Origin of the sequence: Natrinema sp. SYSU A 869 (genome assembly GCF_019879105.1) — an archaeon.
Classification (GTDB): domain Archaea; phylum Halobacteriota; class Halobacteria; order Halobacteriales; family Natrialbaceae; genus Natrinema.
Genome location: NZ_CP082249.1, coordinates 2,288,444 through 2,308,696, shown reverse-complemented (window position 1 = coordinate 2,308,696; position 20,253 = coordinate 2,288,444). Strand labels below are relative to the sequence as shown.

The window sequence follows — 20,253 nt, the reverse complement described above, 5'->3', positions numbered from 1 at the left end:
CGTTCTGAGAATTCCCTTGCAACGCCCGGCGGCAACTAGTCTGACACTTCCGCAGCCGCCAGCGGCTCGATCGCAATCTCCACCGTCACGCCTTCGACCTCCCACTCCTTGCGGTGGCCGTCCTCGACAGCACGGCGTTCGTCAGCGCGAACCTCCTCGCTGATCAGATCCTCGTGATCCGCGACGAGGTCGGCGATGCGATCGTCGTCGATCGCGAACTCGAGCGCGATCCGCTCTTCGACGTCGAGCTCGAGGTCCTTGCGCATCTCCTGGACCCGACGGATGACCTCGCGAGCGTAGCCCTCGCTCTCGATATCGTCGGTCAGCGAGGCGTCGACGTAAGCCACGCCGCGGTCGTCACCATCGGTGCTAAACGCGGTGCCGGCGACGCTGTCGGGCGTCTGGGTCACGAAGGAAACCATCTCGTCGGTGATCTCCTCGCCGTCCTCGAGCACGTCCGAAACGGCGTCCTCGATCGACTCGAGGCTCGGCTCGTCGATCCGGGCCTCGTTGAGCGCGTTCATGACCTGGCCGGCGCGGTCGCCAAAGGTCGGGCCGAGTTCGCTCATGTCGGCCTCGGCGCTGTACCGCAGTTCGCCCCAGCGCTCGTCGGGCGAGACGAGTTCGATCTCCCGGGCGTTGAGCCGGTCCTCGAGCAGTTCGGTGTGGCGGGAAACAGCGTCGACGACCCGCTGATCGTCGGCGGCGACGACGACCCGCGAGACGGGCCAGCGCAGCTTTCGGCCGGCCTGCTGACGGGCGTTCGCGCCGGCTTCCTCGATCGCGCGGAGGAGGGCGACGTCGACCTCAAGCTGTTCGTCCTCCCAGTACTCGTCGACGACGGGCCAGTCCTCCATGTGAACCGTGGGATGGCCCTCATCTCCGGTCAGCGTGCCGTAGATCTCCTCGCTGATGAACGGCGCGTAGGGCGCGAGCAGGGTGACGCTCTCCCGGAGCACGTGATAGATCGTCGCGTAGGCTGCGCTCTTGGAGCCGCTGTCCTCTTCGGCCCACATACGTTCGCGGACCGCCTGCACGTAGAACCGCGAGACGTCCTCGACGATAAACTCGATGAGCGCGTCGATCGCCTTGTCCTGCCGGCGCTCCTCGAACTGGGCGGTCATCTCAGCCTTCGTGGACTGCAAGCGGGCAAGGGCCCACTCGTCGATGAGTTCGAGGTCCGAATCAACCTCGTCCAGCGTGGCCTCTTGTGGATCAAATTCGTCCAGCCGCATATACGGCAGCGGGAACCGGAAGACGTTCCACAGCGTCCGGAGGTGGTTCTCCATCGTCTGCATCCCGTCCCAGTCGAAGCGCATGTCCTCACCTTGCGGGTTGTTCGAGAGGAGGAACATGCGCATCACGTCCCGGCCGTGGCGGTCGATGGCCTCGTGGGGATCGATCAGGATGTCCTTGGACTTGCTCATTGCACGGCCGTCGGGCATGAGCGCGTGGCCGTGCATCAGGACCTCCTGGTACGGGCTCTCGCCGAGCGCGGCAGTGCCCATGCCCAGCTGGGACCAGAACCAGCCCCGGGTCTGATCGTGGGCCTCGAGGATGAAGTCGGCGGGCCAGAGCTCGTCGAACCGGCTGTCGTCCGAGGGGTAATCGAGGGTGCCCCATGACGCGACGGAGGAGTCGAGCCAGACGTCGAACACGTCGGGAACGCGAGTGTAGGTAGTGTCCCCGTCGGTGATCGTCAGGTCGTCGACGGTGTCCTTGTGCAGGTCGACTGCGTCGGGATCGATATCCTGATCGACGCGCTCGGCGAGCTCCTCGCGGTCACTGATGACGATCCGGTCTTCGTCGTCGTCCCGGTCTTCGGGCGTCCAGATCGGCAGCGGAATGCCCCAGTAGCGCTGGCGGGAGACGTTCCAGTCCGGTGCCTCCTCGACGAAGTCGCGGAAGCGGTTGTCCCGTGCCCATTCGGGGTGCCACTCGCTGTCTTCGATGTTTGCGAGGAGTTCGTCCTTGACGTCGGTGATCGTGATGAACCACTGGTCGGTGACGATCTGGAGGATCCCTGTATCACAGCGCCAGCAGTGACCGTAGCTGTGATTGACGGTCCCGGACGCGAGCAGTGCGCCGTTGTCCTCGAGGTCGGCCATGATCTCATCGTCGGCGTCCTTGACGAACTGGCCCTCGTACTTGCCGGCCTCCTCGGTGTAGACGCCGTCGCCGCCGACCGGACAGAAGATCGAGAACCCGAGTTCGCGACCGCGCTCGAAGTCCACTTCACCGTGGCCGGGCGCGGAGTGGACGAGCCCGGTGCCGTCGCCGTCAGTGTCGACGTAGTCGGCAGCGTAGACCTCGAACACTCCCTCGGCGTCGACGTGGTCGGGCACCTCTTCAGCTAGGGGGTGCTCGTAGGACCAGCCGAGCAGTTCCTCACCCGTTCGTTCCTCGACGACCTCGTAGTCGTCGTAGCGGCCCTCCCGCAGGACGTCCTCGTGTTTCGCGTCGGCGATGTAGAGCAGTTCCTCCTCGCCGTCTTTCTCCGCGCGAACGCCGACGTAGTCGCCCTCCTCGTCGACGGCGACAAAGGTGTTGGCTGGAACCGTCCACGGGGTCGTCGTCCAGATGACGAGCTTGCCGTCCCGATCTTCGAGGTCGAACGTGACGTAAATGGAGGGGTCCTCAACGTCCTCGTACTCGACCTCGTTGTTCGCGATGGCAGTCTCACAGCGCGGACACTGCGAGATGGAGCGATGTCCCTTCTCGACGAGCCCGCGACCGGCGGCCTTCGAAAAGCCCCACCAGGCGGCCTCCATGTACTCCGGTTCGACCGTCCGGTAGGGGTCGTCCCAGTCCATCCAGACGCCGAAGTCCTGGAAGTCGGACTGAAGCCCCTCGAGTTGCTCATCGGCGTAGTCCTTACACTCCTGGATGAAGTTCTCCTCGCCGAACTCCTCGATGTCCTGTTTGTTCTCGAAGCCCAGCCGTTCCTCGACGCGGGTCTCGATAGGGAGCCCGTGCATGTCGTAGCCCGGCCGGTCGGTGACGTCGTACCCCTGCATCCGCAGGAAGCGCAGATAGACGTCTTTCAGCGACTTGTTCCAGGTGGTTCCCATGTGCGCCGATCCCGACGTGTACGGCGGGCCGTCGACGAAGAAGTAGGACTCACCGTCCGATCGGTGCTCGACCGTCTGCTCGTAGGCGTCGACGTCGTCCCAGTACTCGAAGACCCGCTGCTCGAGTTCGTGTGGGTCGTACTGGTCGTCGACCTCGCCGAACCTGCTCATACCCGACCTAATCGCCTCCGACAGTAAAGAGGAATCGATATTGTGGATCACCCCGCAGTCGCCACCGCTCGCGGGCGGCGGATGGGTATCCGAAAGCTATCCGAGAAACCGAGTCGGTATCGCGGCCGATCAGACGTACTGCGAGAGGACCTTTTTGTAGCCCAGTCCGTACGCACCGGCGTAGAGCATGACGCCGCCGAGCGCGGCCAACCACAGCGCGATCATCGTCTCGCCGGTTCCGAGGTGCTGGACGCTCGCTTGTTCGACGAGCACGCCGCCGACCGTCAGCACGCCGGCGACAGCGGTGTAAACAATCAATTGGAGTGATTCCGCGAGTAGTTCCGGACCGATCGATGTCATTAGAACGCTGTTATCCGCCCGTCCAAGGTAAACCTGTCCCCTCGCGTGCGACGCGGTCGCATGGCTCGAGAACACCGAACCGACTGGCATAACCCGTCGCGGACGTATCCGTGAATGTGCCAGCGTCCGACCCTGACATCGACGCCGAATCCGATTCGGCAACCACTGACGATCCCGCCTATCCGAGCGATCGTAACGTCCTCGAGCCTGACTGCGCACGCTGTCCGGCCCTCACTGAGAACCGCGAATGCATCTCGTGGGGAACCGGCGATCTCGACGCCGACGTCGTGGTTGTTGGCGAGGCTCCCGGTCACGGCAACCCCGACGCCGACCCTTGGCAGGGCGGCAACTGGACCGGCAAGGCCTACACCTCGCGCCACTCCGGTCGGCGCATCCGCCAAATAGTCGAAGGGATTGGCTACGGCGACGACGCCTACTATACGAATGCGGTGAAATGCTTTCCAGCCGATCCTGACGATCCCACCACGAACCGCGAACCCACCCCCGAAGAGCGCGCGAACTGCCGGACCCACCTGCTGACCGAACTCGAGGAGGTAGATCCGGCGGTCGTGCTCGCGACGGGGAAGCACGCGACGAAGACTGTACTTGCGGCCGAAGATCGGACACTCGAGGGGTTTATCGACAGCGTGCTCGAGCCGGTGTGGTGTGAACAGCTCGACGTCTGGCTCGTTCCGATTCTGCATCCATCGTATCAGGACGTCTGGATCGGCCGGCTGGGATACGACCCCGAGGAGTACCTCGAGGCAATTGGAGAGACGCTTGACGAACACTGTGGAAGCGGCGTTGGTGGATAGGCACCACGATTGGGGTGTGTCAGACCGGGTATCGCACGAACTGCTTACCACACGGCATGTCGCTACAACTGCCGTGATTCGGCGGCCATCTCGAGCGAGGGCGGGGCAACGTCCCATCGATCCGCGGTGACGCCGTCAACGTTGGCCTCGGACAGGGCGCGCACGTCGTCGACCGTTCGCGCCGCCTTCCAGGCGATGACATCGAGCCCGTGATCTCGTGCGGCGGAGACGACGTCGGTGTCGACACAGAGGTCGTAGTGGGGGAACACGTGCGTACACGCGAGGTCGACGGCCCGCGAGAGGTTGGCGTCCGGTTCATCCCCGAAGAGGAGACCGTTCGGAACGTCTAGACAACTTGCTTCGACTTCCGCGAGCGCCTCGGGGAGGAACGACGTGACGCGGATGTCGGTACCGGCCGCCATCGCGAGTTGCATCGCGTCCGCGGCGATGCCGCGCTCTTTCAACTCGAGTTGTACGGTCGTCCCGTCCGGAACAGCCTGCAATACCGTCTCGAGGCGTGGAATCGATTCGCCGGAGTCGAAGACAGTTAATTCACGGAGGGCGGCCCACACTGTCTCCGAGACGCGTCCGTCCGTGTCGGTGACGCGCTCGAGGGTGGCGTCGTGAAACACCACTAGTTCGCCCGACTTACAGCGTCGAACGTCGATCTCGACTGCGGGCAGTCGTCGGGCGGCTTCACGGATTGCGAGGAGGGTGTTCTCTGGATTCTGATCTGCACAGCCACGATGGCCAATAATCTCCATCTATCGGGTTCCGATCAGCCAGCAGCTATCAATATTTTGCTTTTCTCCCAATATTTGTCCAATTAGGCAGAGTGTACTCGAGTTCGGAATGAGAGGGTAGCGAATACGTCTCGACAGGTGAATGACGCCCGTCGCGGTCCGACGTCGACACTGCTTCGCCGCGACTTCCCCGCGTCGTTTGGTCGTCGGTCATGCGCACTGAATCCGTTCGGACGCGAGCCACGCGTGAGCCCGCTCGAGGTCGCACGGTCGATTGATCTCGAGATGTCGGTCTGCTGGGATCAGCAGCGGATGGGTCGGTGTCCGTGGGTACACGCAGGGGTACCAGTCGTGGAGCCGCTCTCGCAGGATTCGGATCGCCGCTGCCCGGTGGTCGCTGCTCACGATCCCGAACCCGGCGTGCTGATGGCCCTCGATGAGACCGTAGGCCGTCACGCGTCCCGAGTCGTCCCAGCGAATCGCCGTCTCCGTGTCCTGTACCCCGGGAATACAGCCGACGTGGTTGAGATGACCGTCGTGGGCGTCGAACGCTCCCACGAGCCGCCCAATCTCGCGTTCATCGACGAGTACGTCGCCGTTTATGACCAGCAGGTCATCGTCGATACGTCTGAGCGCGAGGAGCAGCGATGCGGCGTTCTCGTATCGGTCCCAGCCCCCGAGAACGATCGGATCCGCGGGATCGTACCTGTCGAGGACGGTCTCGTGGCGATAGCCCAGCACGACGCTTGTTCCGTCCACGTGTGGCTCGAGCAGGGCGTGCTGGCGATCGTACAGCGTTCGGCCGTCGAACTCGAGGAAGGCTTTCGGAACGTCGTCGGTGTAGTGACCCATCCGTCCGCCCCGGCCCGCGGCGAGGATCACGCCACGCATCGGCACACCTCGCTGGCGGCGCGCTCGCCGGCCCGTCCGTCCATCGGGATGCCGAGACGCTCGAGCCACGACGCCCGGCGGCGCGTCACGGCGTCGGACTCGCCGTTGCGGTACAACTCGTCGACGAGTGCGAGGTCGATGGCGTCTGCCGTGACGCCGATCCGAGGGACCTCGCGGTCCGGTGCGTCGATGTCAGTCAGCTGGATGAGCGGCCGGCCGGTGTGGAGCCACTCGGCGATCGAGCCGGAGTAATCCGAGACGAGCACGTCCGATCGACGCATGCTCTCGGTGGACGTCGTCGCCGTATCGAAGACGACGTTCGGGATCTCGGCGATCCGATCCTGGCACGCTCGAGTGATGGCTAGCCCCGGCCCTTCGCGTCTGTCGGTTGGGTGGGGCCGAAAGAGCAGTTCGTACTCCGTGTCAGCGAAGCACTCGACGACCGAGCGAGCAGTGTTCGCGTACGCGCCGCGGCCGACCAGATAGTTGGTCGGCGCGTACAGCACCCGGCGTTCGCGGGGCGGCGGCGCGCCGACCAGCGTGTCGGCTTCTGGGATTCCGACGACGGCGACCCGCACGTCAGGCGGTGCAGCGGCTCGGTACGCCCGCGCCCAGCGTTCTCCGGGCGCGAGCGCGGCGGCGACGTGCTCAAGGATCGTCTCCGTCGTAACCTTGATCTCGCCGCGACCAATCGACGCGCCATGGCGGACGTGAACGAGCGGGTACTCCTCGTAGAACGTGAACCGATCGATGCCGAACCGGTGGTTGTAGACGACGACACCGGGATCGATTGCCCGTACGTTTTCGTCGACCGCCTCGGGGTCGCGAACCTCGATCTCGTCAATGCGGTCGCTACAGCCCCGCGCGTCCGCTCGGACCGGGACGAACGCGGACTCGACGTCCACGTGACGGTCGATCGCTTCGAACGTCTTTCGCATGAACGGCCGCTCGATCGCATACAGTACTGCTACCATGCTGTGAATCACCGAAGAGCGCACCCGTGGGCGCTGTTGGCCGGTCGATGTGATCCAACAGTTCGCTGAACCTCATCGAGCAAACCAACCGATAATAAGACTACGCCGGCCAGTCCAATAACGTTTTCAGTACTGTTCGGCCGAATAAATTTATTTGTTAAATAACATTCCCAGATAGAGTTACAATTCCCAATGGGGAGAGACAGTCGTCTACGCGATGGGGCTCTCGGGTTCGCGCCGCCCCGGTCGGAAACCCACCGGCCAGCTGAGACGCACCGCGGCGAGTAAGCTTCTTACAGCGGGCCAACACACACTCGCACATGAGTACAATCTTCAGTCAGATCATCGAGGGGGAGATCCCCGCGCGGATCGTGTACGAAGACGAGACGACGATGGCCTTCCTCGACGCCAACCCGCTGGCCCAGGGTCATACGCTGGTGATCCCCAAAGACGAGTACGAGCGGCTGAACGATGTCCCCGAGGACATTGCAGCGGATCTCTACGCCACCGTCCATCGCATGGTACCGGCCGTCGAGGAAAGCGTCGACGCCGACGCGACGACCGTCGCGTTCAACAACGGCGAGGAAGCCGGACAAGAGGTCCCGCACGTCCACTGCCACATCGTCCCCCGTTTCGAAGGCGACGGTGGCGGCCCCATTCACGCCATGTTCGGCGGTCCGGCCGACCTTGAAGACGACGAACTCGACGAGATCGCCGCCGATATCGAGTCTCGAGCCTGACCCGACAATGGGCGGTCTCGACCTCGCTTCTCAACTTCGAGCGCGACTCGAGCGCCGCTCGCGACCAAGGCCAGAGACACGCGCTCGAGCGTGTGCTATCGGCGATCCACGACTATGTTCGCGGCGACATCCTTGCGCCGTCGGCGGCCGGATTGTCGTGACGTTTTTGCCGTCCGCGTGCGAGCCTCGCGTATGGCTCTCGCCGGCATCGTTGCTCAGGTTCGCGCCCACCCCGTCGCCACGGTCCTCGAGCTCGGCAGCGTCCTCGTCTGCTGTCTGCTGTTCGCCGGCACCTTCGTCCTCCTCGCGACGGGTGCCCCGACCGGCAGGGGCGATCCGTGGCTCGCGCTGATTAGCGTCGGCGTTGCATTCGTGCTCTTTTGGACGGTGCTCGTCCCGCTGTACGAGCGGACGCTGTAGGGGGTTCTCGATAGCAGCAGTTGAGACGTTGCTTTCGGTCTCTGGAACGCCTGCAGTCGAGTCGGCGGGCTGGAACATGCAATTTACACTGACCGACAAAATCGATAGGAATGATATCAGAATGTAGTGTTCTCCTATCGTAGCAACAGGGAATCGCCCTGTCCGCGAAGCCGACGGCTTCGCTTGATGACGAGAGACCGAAAATCTCTCGGACCACATTCGTCTGCTTGTCCCTCGCGCAAGTTCGAGCCACAGTTCGTCAGCGACTTCACCGCGGCACAGCGCGCGCCACCCACATCGAGTGATCAGTCGGAGTGATACGCGGTTCACTGATACTCACTACGGGTATTGAAAAATGAGAGCGTGTCGCCCCTACTATTAGAACAGCGTTCCGAGCAACAGATCGCCGTACACCAGCGCGATCACCAGTCCGACGAAGATCGGGACGAGAAACGGCGTCCCCGGCGAGATCCAGACCGTCTCTTCAGTCGCGAGGACCTCGAGACCGTCACGAAGCGTTTCGGGTGTCGTGCCGTAGGCCGAGCCGTCGATGTCGTCCAGGAACGCCTCGGCACCCCAGGGATCGCCGTACTCGGGGGCGGTCTCCGAACCCTGCTCAAGCCCCGTCTCGTCGGCGTCCGACTCGAGTGCGCCGCCGTCTCCACGAACGGTCACGTCCGCGGTCACCGCGCCGTCGGTCGGCGGGTTCGGCTCGGCGGGCAGGGTCGCCGGGTTCCGGTATGGCTCGGGTCGCTCGCGCAACTCGGCCAGCGAGAGCCCCCGCCAGCGGAGGTACATCCGCAGCGCGTCGAGGTCGAGGCCGCCGCGGGAAAGGCCCGCCGGCGTCTCGAGCAGGCGGCCGTGGGTCTCCGGAATCCGCTCCCAAGAGATCGGCCAACCGACAAACATGACCGGCGCGATCCGGCCCGCGGCGGCGTTGCGAACGGCGAGGACGAGCGGGAGCACAACGCCCACGAGGACGGCGTTCGTCAGGATCGTAAACGAGAACGTGCCGATCGTCGGCGGCGACTCGAGTGGGAGCGTCCACGAGCCGAGCGCATACTCTGGAAACGTCGGGAAGAGGACCGCGAGGACGAGCAAGGCCTTTGCGTCGGCCCCGCCGAAGCCGCCGAACCACCAGAACAGGTAGGCGATGGGGACGACCAATCCGAGACTGATCGCCGTCGGGATCAGGAACTCGTAGGTCCAAGCGGTCCCGCCGGCGCTCCAGGCTAGCCAGCCATCCCAGACCAGCAACGCAGTTCCCAGCAGCGTGAGGGGGATCCAGACGGTGCTCGAGACCCGTCTGGTCTCGATGTCGCGGTAGGCAGTCCAGGCGAAGACGGGGATGGCGACAAGTCGGAGGAGATCCGGACCCGTCGCAACGGCACCAGCAAGCGTCACGACCATTCCTCCGAAGCCCGGTCTCCTTACGTTTTCGGCAGGGCTCTCGCAGTGGATCGGCGGATGACTCCGCCAGCAGGGCTACGTTGACGGACGCTAACGCGACCCTAGAGTGAACAGCGTATCGTCGAGAGTACCAATGTTAGGTGAACACCTATCTGTGCGTACTGCCAATAGGATACCGTAATGAGGGAAGGAATAGCATTTTCGACCCTGTATTCCGGCGTACTTCTCACGATTCTGGGCGTGCTTGCCTGGGTCACTGGACGGACCCTCATCTTTCCGAGCCTCGGCCCCTCCGCCTTCCTGTTAGCCACAGTTCGGGACAGCGAGGTGACCACGTCCCGACGGGTTGTCGGCGGTCATCTCATCGGCGTCGTGGCCGGGTTGATAGCATATCACTCAGTTGCGGCTGGCCTCGGCGTCACGACGGCCAGACCGATGCTCGCGACCGCGCAGTTACGACTCGCCGCCAGTGGTGTCTTCGCCGTGATGCTCACGTCGGGCGGGATGCTCGCGACCGACACCGTCCACCCGCCGGCCTGTGCGACGACGCTAATCGTCTCGCTCGGATTTCTCTCGTCACTCGCTGACGGCGCGTTCATCATGCTCGCCATCGTCGTCCTCGTCACAATCCACAAACTGGTACTCCACGAGTGGTCGTTCGGTGAATACGTCCCGATCAGCCGTTGAATCGGTCGGTCAGTTGTTGGATTACCCTGAACACCGACACGGAGTCGTCATTCGTCGTGAACTCGTGTCTGGACGAGACGGTGTCGCTGCTCCGAAGATAGGGGGCGATCCTCGACAGCATATTAGTCGGTCCCCGGTGTTAGTTGGTGTATGTACGACGCAGTGCTCGTTCCGACTGACGGAAGCGAGGCGGCGATACACGCGGCGAACCACGCTTACAGCCTCGGGGAACGGTACGACGCGACCGTCCATGTCCTGACGGTCGTCGAAAAGAGCGAAAGCACCACCATTGTCGGTCAGGGCGACGAGAAACTGGAAACGCTCCGCGACGAAGGGAACGATTCGACGCAACGTATCGTCGAGGAGGCGCTGTCGCGCGATATCCATGCGGTCGGTACAGTCGAAATGGGCGACCCGGCCCGGACGATCCTGACGTACGCAGAAGATCACGATATCGATCTCATCGTGATGAGTACCCACGGCCGCTCTGGTGTCGGCCGATTTCTCATGGGAAGCGTCACTGAACGCGTCCTTCGGGACGGAGACGTTCCCGTTCTCGCGGTCCAGCGATGAGAGGTGAGTGAACCAATGGATCGACTAGAGAACGTAAATATAGTGACCCCGCCAGCGCTACTGACGCGTAATGGATAGCATCCGATTGAACGAGCGCGATTTCCATCATATGCTCATCGTCGCCGCCATCCTGGGCGTCGGCGTCGGGCTCGTTGCGACGGCGTTTCGCGTCGTCTGGCTCTTCCTAAAACATCATCTCTGGGAACTCTTCGCTGCGACGTACTGGCGCATTCCCGTGAGCATCGGTGCGGGAATTCTCATCGGCGGGATTCTTTACAGTACGTTCTATCCGGGAGCGCTCGCCGCGCTCGTCCAGCAGTTCCACACTGAGGGTCGGGTCGACCTCGAGGACAACATCCCGATTCTCCCCGTCGGCCTGATCGGGCTAATCGCCGGACAGAATGCAGGTCCCGAAGGCGTCATGTCGGTCGTTGGCGGCTCGTTCGGGACGTACATCTCGGATATAGTTGGCTTCGAAAACTCCACGAAACTGCTGACCCTCGCCGGCATGGGTGCAGGATTCGGGACGATCCTAGGCGCGCCGATCGGCGGCGCACTCCTCTGGCTCGAGTTACCACATAGGCGCGGCCTCGAGTATTACGAAGCGATTATTCCGACGTTCGTTGCCTCGTTTGCCGGCTATCTGACCGAGGCCACGTTCGGCGGGATGCACCTGTTTCCCGTCTGGGAAACGGCATCGCTCGTTCCGGTGACGATTCCACAGTTGGGGTGGGCCACTGCCGTCGGTGTCGTCTGTATTCCGTTCGGTCTCGTGTACTCGCAGCTGTTCTCTCGAATTGGGAATTCATTTCGCGGCCTCTCACCCGCCGTGTACGTCAAAACGACGGTCGCGGGCGCAGTGATCGGCGTCCTCGGGTGGCTCGTGCCACTGTCATACTTCTACGGCGGCTCGAAGATGAACGTCCTTCTGGAGGGAAGTTTCTCGCTCGGGACGCTACTGGTGACCCTCGGTGCAGTCATGATCGCCGCCGCGTTTACGATTCATGGCAATTGGATCGGTGGACTCATCATTCCACACATGTTCATGGGCGCGCTCGTCGGTCAGGCGACCGCACTCGTCGTTCCCGGTCTTCCACCGGGGTTAGCGATGCTCGCGGGGATGGCGGCGTTCAACTCCGTCGTTACCGGGACCCCGCTCTCCTCCGCGCTTATCGCGATCGCGCTGACGGACGGTGCGAGTATCACCCCGGTATTCCTCGCCTCGCTCATGGCATTCGTTGCCAGTCCATCGGTGCGGTTTCTCGAAGAAGCAGCACCACGCTCCGAATCGCCGAACTTCCACATCACCAACGACTGATCCGCGGATGTGGTGCATCGACGCTGGGTTGAACCACTCGTGCGGCGACGACGACTTCACAAACGGCGATGCTCTCATAACGGTCCCGTTCTCATTCGAGTGAACTAAACTCGTCGAACAGCGCAGCGACCCGCTGCTCGATCTCGGCGCGGATCTCGCGGACCGCCTCGAGATCGCAACCATCCGGATCGTCGAGCGCCCAGTCGCGGATATCGACGTCTTCGCCCACGTCGCCGACCTCAAGCGTTGAACAGCCCATCGTCGCCACAGTGTCACACGAGCGGAGTTCGTCGAGAGTGATCTCCCGCGGTGTTCGGTCGGACAGGTCGACGCCGACCTCGTCCATCACGTCGATTACGCCCTCGTGAACGCTGTCGGCGGGATGAGTTCCCCCGGTCAGAATTTCGACGCGGTCCGCGAGGCCACGACGGTCGCGCTCACGTTCGGCAAACGCGGTGGACATCTGGGAGCGGCCAGCGTTCTGGACGCACATGAAGGCGATGCGAATCGGGTCGTCGGAATCGGCGTTGGAAGACATGCTGTGGTTCTGTAATGGTTAGTCGTCGGTGGCCACTTCGGACGGTGTCTCGTCGAGGCTGCCGGTATCGAGTCCGCGCCAGTCGAATTTCCGCTGGAAGTACAGCGCGACGTGGACCAGCGCGAGCAAGACGGGCACCTCGATGAGCGGGCCGACAACGGTCGCGAAGGCGACACTCGAGCCGACGCCGAAGACGGCGACGGCGACGGCGATGGCCAGTTCGAAGTTGTTCGAGGCCGCGGTGAAGCCGATCGCGGTCGTCGTCGAGTAGTCGGCACCGATGCCGCGACCCATGCCGAAGCTCACGAGGAACATGACGACGAAGTAGATCGTCAGCGGGACGGCGATCAGGAGGACATCGCCCGGTGCGGCGACGATATGTTCTCCCTGCGTGGCGAACATCACGACGATGGTAAACAGCAGTGCGACCAGCGTCAGGGGGTCGATCTTCGGGACGAACTCCTCGTCGTACCACTCCTCACCCTTGGTCCGAGTGCCGACGTAGCGGGTAAGAATCCCGCCCGCAAAGGGGATACCGAGAAAGACGACGATGGCGAAGAACACCTGCTCAGGCGAGACGTTGAACGTCGTGATCCCGGCCACGAGCGTCTCCATCCCCAGTAGCGGGGGGAGGACCAGGCCGAAGAACCAGACGTACACGCCGTAGGTGACGATCTGAAAGAGGCTGTTGAACGCGACCAGCCCGGTCACGTACTCGGTTGAGCCCTCCGCAAGCTCGTTCCAGACGAGCACCATCGCGATACACCGGGCCATTCCGATGAAGACGAGTCCGAGGAAGTACTCGGGACGGGCCGGCAGACCGGGCACGAGCCCGCTAAAGAAAAACACCGCCAGCCCGAACATCAGCGTCGGCCCGATGAGCCAGTTCTGAACGAGGCTCAGGCCGAGCACCCGCCAGTTGCTGAACACTGTCGGGAGCCGCGAGTAGTCCGCCTTCGCCAGCGGTGGGTACATCATCACCACCAGCCCGATCTCCACGAAGTGGAGGTCACGAATCGGTGCAGTCACCGACGGCGCGACGTAGCCAAGCCCGACGCCGACGGCCATCGCCGCGAAGATCCACACGGTCAGATACTTGTCCAGAAAGTCCATCGACTGCGGATCGCCACAGCTCTCACAGCCGCAGTTCGGCCCGTGCTCGTGGGTCACGTTACTCATCGGTCCCGTCCCCCGTGACGCTTCCCCCGAGGACGGTTACGAGAGCCACCGCTCGATTGGTCGCTCGATACTTCTTCCAGCGGCCGTCCTTCCGGCCATCGGCCAAGCCCGCATCGACGAGCCGCGAGAGCGCGTGACTGAGCCCGCTCTCGGTCACGTCGACGACCGCGTGAAGCTCGCAAACGCAGAGTTCCTCTCGAGCCGCGACGAGGACCCGGACCAGCCGATATCGCGTCTCGTTCCCCAGTGCCGAGAGCACGTCGAGTTCGGCCGATACCCGCTCCGGGCCGAGGGCCGCCTCGAGCGCTTCGAGTTCGTCGACACGTCGATCGACGTCCTCGTCTCGGCATGCCTCGAGTTCGTCCTCGAGATACCGTTGTAACCGTTCCGTCGCTTGTGCCATCGGCAGTGAGTTGCAGAACTATTCAATTAATAGTTGCGGTAGGAATCTATATAGGCCCGATAGAGCGATATAGGACAATTAGATCGGAGATCTAGCAGTAATTGCGATATGATACTTGAAGAGATTTTCAAGTATAAAGATGAGGTGAACGACGGAACCGTCACGTTCGGCAAGCGGTATGCGGACCGACGTGACTACGCGAATCGATCGCTACTCGCTGGCGAGCCGGCGCTCCAAACCGGTCCGGGACACTTGCGGGGAAATCGATTCGGAAGTCGCGAATCCGAACGCAGAGAGGCCGCACTGCTCGAGTACTGCGACTCGTCGGAAGGAGTGAAAATTCGACCCCGGAAACGGGGTCCGATAATTTCGCGTCGAAACGCTGTCTGTCAGTTTAAATGACGCGGTTCTGCAGGTAGTCGAGGTGCTTGGCGTTGTAGACGATCTTGACCTCGTCGGTTTCGGCCGATCCGATACAGGTCAGGCGGACGTCTTTCTCCTCGACTTCCTCGTCGGAGAGGATCTGCTGCATGTCCATGTCGATCTCGCCCTCGAAGACAATCGCGGCGCAGTTCGCACAGGCACCGGCGCGACACGAGAAGGGCCAGTCGTAGCCCTGCGCCTCGGCCGCCTCAAGGATGTATTCGCCCTCGGCAACATCGAGCGTGCCGTAGTCCTCGTCGTCGAGGCCGGCGTCGGCGGCCTCCGCGAAGAGGTCGTCGTCGTCCATCTCCCAGCCCTGATCGTCCAGTACTTCGTAGTTGAGGTATTCTACCGTGGGCATCACTCGGCGATTCGAGTCCCGCACTGGTATAGCTTGCTGTTCAGTCCTAAATTGTCTTTGAGTCAGAATTGACCAATTCGGAGGAAAGAATGCCCTTGTTCGTTACAAGATCGGTGATCAAATGGAAGAGGAAAAAGAAATGTCCGAACGTATTCGCAGGACTGGTGCGTTTGTTGCCGGAGCCAAAATCAACGGCATCGTCCCGCCAGCGGTGTCCCTACTCCGAGAGGTCGATGCCGGACGGTCGTCACAGCGGCACGACGAGAAAGAACACATACGCCAGTCCGGCCGATGCGGACGGCCCGATGATCCAAAATGTAACGAACCACGCGACAGCGTCCGGTCTGACTAGGTCATTCGACTCGAGGATGTCCTCGGGCTCTTCCCCGCCAATCTTGGGAACCTGTTCGGGCGTCTCCTGGGTGAGGACGTTCGTCGAGAGCTCGAGCGTGAGCAGGGGGCCACTAGACTGGCGGATCTCGAAGTGTCGATCGAGGTATGGATAGAAGTAGCGACCACGGTGATACAATTTCCTGGGACACTGAACCGAGGGTCGCATCTGGTACCGAAGGAGAGTGAAAAGACAGTAGTATGAGACCAGTCAGAGAGGACCGTTCGACCAGAATTGTAGCTCTCTATCCAAGAATATGATAGCGTAATCAAAATAGTTTTAAACTGTATTTTAGATTATGAAATAGTGGGTGGTGCAAAATCAATACGACGCGAAGGGTGGCCAGTGGTTTTCATATTCCTAGTAGTAACAATAGTAGTCGGATTCGTTTGGTTTAAAAAAGGTCTATACGTAAGCTGGATCGCCATTATTTTCGGTTTCGGATTAGGTACAGCATTGTATTTGGTCGATACGATGTCACTAAGACCGCTAATTGAGTTACCGTTAGTGCTAGTATACAGCGTTATAACTACCACATTGATTATCGAGAAAACATTAATTTCCGGAGCTGTTGCTGCATGCGTAGCCGTAACTGCAGCAAAGGCATATGACGTATATATGTAACTCCCTGATTCGGGGGCCGCCAACCGGACGACAGAGACGGCTGTTATCCAGTCAAACACTGCCCGTCCAATCAGAACCCGAAAATCGGGATGAACCGGAACGTGAGATAGGCACCGACCGTCGAGATGGCCGGCACGACGTTCTGCATGAGGATCACGCGGGCCGTCGTCGAGGGGTCGAACAGGTCCGACGCCTTCGGGATGTCTTCGGGTTCCTCCTCGCCGATCTCGGGGATTGTTCGCCCTCCTCCTCGGCGGTCAGCGCGCCGACCGAAACGCGGGTCTCCTCGCCGGCCCTGACGCCCGACAGCGTCGTCGTCCGAGTCGCCCGTCCCCAGCCGAGACCGATAATGCTCATCGTCGCCACCACGACGAAACTCGCGGGGATACCGATCGCCGACAGCGAGATCACGATCGTCGACGCGACGACGGCGACGACGATCGCCGCGGTCAGCGGGAGATTCGTGATGTCGTTGCCGAGCGTGTCGAGCGTTCGGCGAGCGATGGTGAAACAGCCGACGGTAACCGCCACCGACCCAATGAGGATGAGCGGGATCATGTCGACGTCGCCGGTGCCGTAGATCGGCGCGATGGCGTTGGCAATGTTACTCGTCCCCGAGGAGAACGCCATCAGACAGCCGATCCCGACGACGGCGAACGCGCCGGTAATCTCTCGTCGCGTCGAATTCTCCCCGAACTGGAACTGCGGAACGATACCCGAGTAGTCGATACGGATCATCTGTTGGCCGCCCCGGTTCCCCTCGATCGCGATCCACGCGTTGATTCGTGGGTAGAAGTATCGGCCGACGACGCCCGCCACCCAGAAGCCGATGATCGGCGCGACGATCCACCAGACGACGATCTCGCCCATCACCGCCCAGTTGAGTTCGCCGGTCGCGAGCCCGAGCGCGGCGATAGCACCGACCGCGGTCATCGACGTCGAAGCGGGGACGCCGGCATAGTTACCGATGAACAGCGCGCCGCCGATGAAGAAGAGAACGGCGACGTTCGACCGCATGGTGAAGATGCTGGTATCCTGTACCAGTTCTCGTCCGAGCGTGTCGACGACCTGCGGGCCGATCGTGATCGCTCCGAGGAAGAAGAAAATCGACATTAGCGCCGCCGCCATCAGTTTCGTGATCACGTTGGCACCGACGGCCGGCCCGAACGCGGGTCCCGTCGTCGAGCCGCCGATGTTGAACCCGACGAAGATGGCGACGACGATCCCTACGATAAGCAGTACTTCCGGCACATTCAGAAGTCACGTGAGCCGACCCTAAAAAGAACGCTGTTCAGGAACCGGCCGAGAAGCGCTAGTCAGGAGCAGGGTGTCACTCGAGACGGCGATCGAAACGAAGGAAGAGACGGGTATCACGCCCTCGAATACACGGACACGGACGGCTCGTCCCCGAGCCGACGGGCGGTTCACACGCTCCAAAAGACAGCGATCCCGAGCACGGTGACGACCGACAGAATCAGTTGCAGGGGCGCGCCGATCCGAGCGTAGTCGGTAAAGCGGTAGCCACCGGGGCCGTAGACGAACAGGTTCGTCTGATAGCCGATCGGGCCCAGGAAGGCAGTGCTCGCGGCGAAGGTCACTGCCAGCACGAACGCGAACGGGTTCGCGTCAATCCCCGCCGCTGCGGCCGCCGCCACCGGAATCAGCAGGACGACGCTGGCGTTGTTACTGATGACGTTGGTCAGAAGCGCAGTGAGAAGGTAGAAGAGCCAAAGGACCACGATCGTGGGAAGCGCTCCCGCAGTCTCGACGACCGCGAACGCGAGCAGCGTCGCCGCACCGGTTCGCTCGAGCGCGATCCCCAGCGGGATTACCCCCGCGAGCAGGAAGATGATGTCCCACTCGACGGCGTCGTAGAGTTCGTTGGGATCGAGCACACCCGTGAGTACCATCGCGACGACGCCCGCGAGCGCGGCTATCAGGATCGGATAGATCTCGAGGGCGGCCACGGCGACGACGCCGAGCATGATGGCAACGGCGATCGGTGCCTTGTCCGTCCGGTAGTCCGGCCGGTGCGGCTCGCGGGCGACGATCACGTCGTCGCTACGGGCGAGCTGGTCGAGCGTATCTGGCAGCGCCTGAACGAGCAACGTGTCGCCGACGCTGAGGCGTCTGCCGACGATGCGCTCGTCCATGAGTTCGCCCCGGCTTCGCAACCCGAGCACGGCGGCGTCGAACTCCTCGCGAAACGACTCGGGATCGAGGCGCTCGCCGACGAGCCGCGAGTCCAGCGAGACGACCAGTTCCGTGAGTACGCCGTCAGTCGATTCCGAGAGTGTGGCGACTCTACCCGGACGGCCGACCGGTTCGACCCCAACGGCGTCCTCGAAGGCTGTTATCGCGTGACGGCCCGTCCGAACCACGAGGATGTCACCCTCTCCGAGGGTCGTCCCCTGCCGCGGGGCGACCGACCGCTCCCCGCCGTGAACCACCTGAACCACGTCGATATCGGGCCCGAGCGCCGCGGTCGCGTCGCGGACCGTTTCGCCGACGAGCGGCGAACCGGGAACGACGGCGACGTCGGCGATGTAATCCCCCACGTCGTACTCCTCGAGGTAGTCCGCACGCGGCGGGACCCGCTCGGGAAGGAGGTAGTGACCGACGAAGATAAGGTAGAGAGAGCCGACAACGACGACGATTGCACCCAGTTTCGTAAATTCGAACATCGAGAACCGGTGGAGTTCGGGATACTCGGAGCCGAGGCGGGCGCTGACGTCGCTCGCGAGGATGTTCGTCGAGGTGCCGATGAGCGTGAGCATCCCGCCCAGTTGCGACGCGTACGAGAGGGGGATCAACAGCTTCGACGGCGACGTGTTCCCCCGGTTCGCCACGTCGGTGACGACCGGCACCAGCAACGCGACGACCGGCGTGTTGTTCAGGAAGCCGGAGACGGGGGCGGTCGCGGCGACGGTCGCGAACACCTGTTTGCGTGTGCTTTCGCCCGCGAAGTCGGCCATTCGTCGTCCCAGCTCTTGAACGATTCCGGTCCGGCTGATCCCGCCGCTGAGAATCAACATCGCCAGCACGGTGATCGTCGCCTCGTTCGCGAAGCCCGAGATACCGGTCTCGGGATCGATGCCCGTCCACGGCTCGAGCACGACCAACACGACGATCAACAGGATCGCGGTCACGTCGATCGGCAGGCGTTCGGTGAGAAAAAGAACGAGCGCGAGGGCAACGACGCCGAAGACAACGAGTATGTCCGTCGTGACATCGGGTCGAGTTACAGTTGCTTGTGCGAGGAAATCGCACGCCGACAGCGGCATGGAACGACCCACACCGACCACACATGTAACGATTCTGTTGAGAAAGGGAATAGTGTCGCGGCGATGGTCGTTCGGTGAAACCGTCGCCTTTACTCGCGCCGGCCTCGCGCACTCGAGTATGACCGACGACGCGAGCGGCGGATTCGACGAGTTCGAGGTAATTCCGGCGGTCGACATCCAGAACGGCGAGGTCGTCCAGCTCGTCCAAGGGGAACGCGGCACCGAAAAGACCTACGGCGACCCCATCGAGGCTGCCCAGCGGTGGATCGACGCGGGTGCGGAAACGCTGCACCTCATCGACCTCGACGGCGCGTTCGAGGGCGAACGGGGGAACGCAGGGGCCATCGATGCGGTGATCGACGCCGTCGACGTGCCGACGCAACTAGGTGGCGGGATCCGCACCGCCGAGGACGCGACCGACCTCCTCGAGCGCGGCGTCGATCGGGTCATCCTCGGCACTGCAGCGGTCGAGAACCCCGACATTGTGGCCGAGATTAGCGACGATCATCCCGACAGCGTCGTCGTCAGCCTCGACGCGAAAGACGGCGAAGTCGTCGTCGAGGGGTGGACCGAAGGCGCGGGGATCAGCCCCGTCGAGGCCGCCCAGCGGTACGAGGACCTCGGGGCTGCCGCGATCCTCTTTACGAACGTCGACGTCGAGGGCCGACTCGAGGGCGTCGCGACCGAGCCCGTACAGGAACTGGTCGATGCGACCGATATCCCTGTGATCGCCAGCGGCGGCGTCGCGACGCTCGAGGATGTGCGGGACCTCGAAGACGCAGGCGCGGCCGCGGTCGTCGTCGGGAGCGCGCTGTACGAGGGCAACTTCACACTCGCGCAAGCACAGGCTACGGTCGACGCCGGCGAGTAGTCCGCT

General features: G+C 62.6%; 20 protein-coding genes and 1 pseudogene. 8 read left to right on the top strand and 13 right to left on the bottom strand.

The features are described from left to right. Window positions 1-35: 35 nt before the first annotated feature. Both ileS and K6I40_RS19615 read right to left on the bottom strand, forming a co-directional pair. Window positions 36-3,242, bottom strand: coding sequence for an isoleucine--tRNA ligase (ileS, locus tag K6I40_RS19620; RefSeq protein ID WP_222915679.1), 3,207 nt, complete (start codon window positions 3,240-3,242; stop codon window positions 36-38). A gap of 129 nt (window positions 3,243-3,371) precedes the next feature. Continuing rightward, window positions 3,372-3,602 (bottom strand): hypothetical protein, encoded by a 231-nt coding sequence (locus K6I40_RS19615; RefSeq protein WP_222915669.1) that lies wholly within the window; start codon window positions 3,600-3,602, stop codon window positions 3,372-3,374. Window positions 3,603-3,718: 116 nt separating this feature from the next. On the opposite strand from K6I40_RS19615, the gene K6I40_RS19610 reads away from it, so the two are divergent. Continuing rightward, complete coding sequence (locus tag K6I40_RS19610; RefSeq protein WP_222915667.1) at window positions 3,719-4,417, top strand: uracil-DNA glycosylase family protein; 699 nt, start codon at window positions 3,719-3,721, stop codon at window positions 4,415-4,417. A gap of 62 nt (window positions 4,418-4,479) precedes the next feature. Here K6I40_RS19610 and K6I40_RS19605 read toward each other — a convergent pair whose 3' ends face one another. The 3 genes from K6I40_RS19605 to K6I40_RS19595 all read right to left on the bottom strand — a co-directional run bounded on the left by K6I40_RS19605 (window position 4,480) and on the right by K6I40_RS19595 (window position 7,025). After that, window positions 4,480-5,181, bottom strand: coding sequence for a glycerophosphodiester phosphodiesterase (locus tag K6I40_RS19605; protein WP_222915665.1), 702 nt, complete (start codon window positions 5,179-5,181; stop codon window positions 4,480-4,482). Between the two features lie 189 nt (window positions 5,182-5,370). Next, window positions 5,371-6,051, bottom strand: a complete 681-nt coding sequence (locus K6I40_RS19600) for an NTP transferase domain-containing protein (protein WP_222915663.1) — start codon at window positions 6,049-6,051, stop codon at window positions 5,371-5,373. After that, the gene (locus K6I40_RS19595) at window positions 6,039-7,025 is read right to left on the bottom strand and encodes a hypothetical protein (RefSeq protein WP_222915661.1); all 987 of its coding nucleotides are present in this window, start codon (window positions 7,023-7,025) and stop codon (window positions 6,039-6,041) included. Before K6I40_RS19595 ends, K6I40_RS19600 begins: the two co-directional genes overlap by 13 nt. 320 nt (window positions 7,026-7,345) lie before the next feature. Between K6I40_RS19595 and K6I40_RS19590 the strand changes: the two genes are divergently transcribed. Both K6I40_RS19590 and K6I40_RS19585 read left to right on the top strand, forming a co-directional pair. Beyond that, window positions 7,346-7,765: an HIT family protein gene (locus K6I40_RS19590; protein ID WP_222915659.1), complete on the top strand. Its 420-nt coding sequence runs from the start codon at window positions 7,346-7,348 to the stop codon at window positions 7,763-7,765. A gap of 192 nt (window positions 7,766-7,957) precedes the next feature. Then, entirely contained in the window at window positions 7,958-8,185 is a 228-nt protein-coding gene (locus tag K6I40_RS19585) for a hypothetical protein (protein ID WP_222915657.1), read from the top strand. Between the two features lie 378 nt (window positions 8,186-8,563). Here K6I40_RS19585 and K6I40_RS19580 read toward each other — a convergent pair whose 3' ends face one another. Continuing rightward, complete coding sequence (locus K6I40_RS19580; protein WP_222915655.1) at window positions 8,564-9,589, bottom strand: A24 family peptidase; 1,026 nt, start codon at window positions 9,587-9,589, stop codon at window positions 8,564-8,566. A gap of 186 nt (window positions 9,590-9,775) precedes the next feature. Here K6I40_RS19580 and K6I40_RS19575 point away from each other — a divergent pair, with 186 nt between their 5' ends. From K6I40_RS19575 to K6I40_RS19565, 3 genes are all read left to right on the top strand, one after another. After that, on the top strand, window positions 9,776-10,282 hold the full coding sequence (locus K6I40_RS19575; RefSeq protein ID WP_222915652.1) for an HPP family protein: 507 nt from the start codon (window positions 9,776-9,778) through the stop codon (window positions 10,280-10,282). A gap of 150 nt (window positions 10,283-10,432) precedes the next feature. Then, a complete protein-coding gene (locus K6I40_RS19570; RefSeq protein ID WP_222915649.1) occupies window positions 10,433-10,855 on the top strand; it encodes a universal stress protein in 423 nt (140 codons plus the stop codon). A 70-nt stretch (window positions 10,856-10,925) separates the two neighbouring features. Beyond that, window positions 10,926-12,173, top strand: a complete 1,248-nt coding sequence (locus K6I40_RS19565) for a chloride channel protein (protein WP_222915647.1) — start codon at window positions 10,926-10,928, stop codon at window positions 12,171-12,173. A gap of 91 nt (window positions 12,174-12,264) precedes the next feature. On the opposite strand, the gene K6I40_RS19560 is transcribed toward K6I40_RS19565, so the two are convergent. From K6I40_RS19560 to K6I40_RS19540, 5 genes are all read right to left on the bottom strand, one after another. Continuing rightward, window positions 12,265-12,711: a low molecular weight phosphatase family protein gene (locus tag K6I40_RS19560; RefSeq protein ID WP_222915645.1), complete on the bottom strand. Its 447-nt coding sequence runs from the start codon at window positions 12,709-12,711 to the stop codon at window positions 12,265-12,267. A gap of 18 nt (window positions 12,712-12,729) precedes the next feature. After that, window positions 12,730-13,890: an ACR3 family arsenite efflux transporter gene (arsB, locus tag K6I40_RS19555; RefSeq protein ID WP_222915643.1), complete on the bottom strand. Its 1,161-nt coding sequence runs from the start codon at window positions 13,888-13,890 to the stop codon at window positions 12,730-12,732. Continuing rightward, window positions 13,883-14,293, bottom strand: a complete 411-nt coding sequence (locus K6I40_RS19550; protein WP_222915641.1) for a metalloregulator ArsR/SmtB family transcription factor — start codon at window positions 14,291-14,293, stop codon at window positions 13,883-13,885. Before K6I40_RS19550 ends, arsB begins: the two co-directional genes overlap by 8 nt. Window positions 14,294-14,687: 394 nt before the next feature. After that, on the bottom strand, window positions 14,688-15,077 hold the full coding sequence (gene fer / locus K6I40_RS19545; RefSeq protein WP_222915639.1) for a ferredoxin Fer: 390 nt from the start codon (window positions 15,075-15,077) through the stop codon (window positions 14,688-14,690). Window positions 15,078-15,324: 247 nt separating this feature from the next. Further along, window positions 15,325-15,606: a hypothetical protein gene (locus K6I40_RS19540; protein ID WP_255681781.1), complete on the bottom strand. Its 282-nt coding sequence runs from the start codon at window positions 15,604-15,606 to the stop codon at window positions 15,325-15,327. Window positions 15,607-15,774: 168 nt separating this feature from the next. On the opposite strand from K6I40_RS19540, the gene K6I40_RS19535 reads away from it, so the two are divergent. Then, window positions 15,775-16,092: a hypothetical protein gene (locus K6I40_RS19535; protein ID WP_222915637.1), complete on the top strand. Its 318-nt coding sequence runs from the start codon at window positions 15,775-15,777 to the stop codon at window positions 16,090-16,092. A 70-nt stretch (window positions 16,093-16,162) separates the two neighbouring features. Here the strand turns inward: K6I40_RS19535 and K6I40_RS19530 are convergent. Together K6I40_RS19530 and K6I40_RS19525 are read right to left on the bottom strand one after the other, a co-directional pair. After that, window positions 16,163-17,343 (bottom strand): annotated as a pseudogene (locus K6I40_RS19530) (inorganic phosphate transporter). Between the two features lie 173 nt (window positions 17,344-17,516). After that, window positions 17,517-19,376, bottom strand: a complete 1,860-nt coding sequence (locus K6I40_RS19525; RefSeq protein WP_222915635.1) for an SLC13 family permease — start codon at window positions 19,374-19,376, stop codon at window positions 17,517-17,519. A gap of 118 nt (window positions 19,377-19,494) precedes the next feature. On the opposite strand from K6I40_RS19525, the gene hisA reads away from it, so the two are divergent. After that, a complete protein-coding gene (hisA, locus tag K6I40_RS19520; RefSeq protein ID WP_222915633.1) occupies window positions 19,495-20,247 on the top strand; it encodes a 1-(5-phosphoribosyl)-5-[(5-phosphoribosylamino)methylideneamino]imidazole-4-carboxamide isomerase in 753 nt (250 codons plus the stop codon). The last annotated feature ends 6 nt before the right edge of the window (window positions 20,248-20,253 follow it).

Bases quoted from the DNA above. Each gene is read 5' to 3' on its own strand.
- K6I40_RS19525 (WP_222915635.1), bottom strand. From the start codon at position 19,376: ATGCCGCTGTCGGCGTGCGATTTCCTCGCACAAGCAACTGTAACTCGA.
- K6I40_RS19565 (WP_222915647.1), top strand. From the start codon at position 10,926: ATGGATAGCATCCGATTGAACGAGCGCGATTTCCATCATATGCTCATC.
- K6I40_RS19615 (WP_222915669.1), bottom strand. From the start codon at position 3,602: ATGACATCGATCGGTCCGGAACTACTCGCGGAATCACTCCAATTGATT.
- K6I40_RS19595 (WP_222915661.1), bottom strand. From the start codon at position 7,025: ATGGTAGCAGTACTGTATGCGATCGAGCGGCCGTTCATGCGAAAGACG.
- K6I40_RS19600 (WP_222915663.1), bottom strand. From the start codon at position 6,051: ATGCGTGGCGTGATCCTCGCCGCGGGCCGGGGCGGACGGATGGGTCAC.
- K6I40_RS19605 (WP_222915665.1), bottom strand. From the start codon at position 5,181: ATGGAGATTATTGGCCATCGTGGCTGTGCAGATCAGAATCCAGAGAAC.
- K6I40_RS19590 (WP_222915659.1), top strand. From the start codon at position 7,346: ATGAGTACAATCTTCAGTCAGATCATCGAGGGGGAGATCCCCGCGCGG.
- K6I40_RS19550 (WP_222915641.1), bottom strand. From the start codon at position 14,293: ATGGCACAAGCGACGGAACGGTTACAACGGTATCTCGAGGACGAACTC.
- K6I40_RS19560 (WP_222915645.1), bottom strand. From the start codon at position 12,711: ATGTCTTCCAACGCCGATTCCGACGACCCGATTCGCATCGCCTTCATG.
- hisA (WP_222915633.1), top strand. From the start codon at position 19,495: ATGACCGACGACGCGAGCGGCGGATTCGACGAGTTCGAGGTAATTCCG.
- K6I40_RS19575 (WP_222915652.1), top strand. From the start codon at position 9,776: ATGAGGGAAGGAATAGCATTTTCGACCCTGTATTCCGGCGTACTTCTC.
- fer (WP_222915639.1), bottom strand. From the start codon at position 15,077: ATGCCCACGGTAGAATACCTCAACTACGAAGTACTGGACGATCAGGGC.
- K6I40_RS19570 (WP_222915649.1), top strand. From the start codon at position 10,433: ATGTACGACGCAGTGCTCGTTCCGACTGACGGAAGCGAGGCGGCGATA.
- K6I40_RS19585 (WP_222915657.1), top strand. From the start codon at position 7,958: ATGGCTCTCGCCGGCATCGTTGCTCAGGTTCGCGCCCACCCCGTCGCC.
- ileS (WP_222915679.1), bottom strand. From the start codon at position 3,242: ATGAGCAGGTTCGGCGAGGTCGACGACCAGTACGACCCACACGAACTC.
- arsB (WP_222915643.1), bottom strand. From the start codon at position 13,890: ATGAGTAACGTGACCCACGAGCACGGGCCGAACTGCGGCTGTGAGAGC.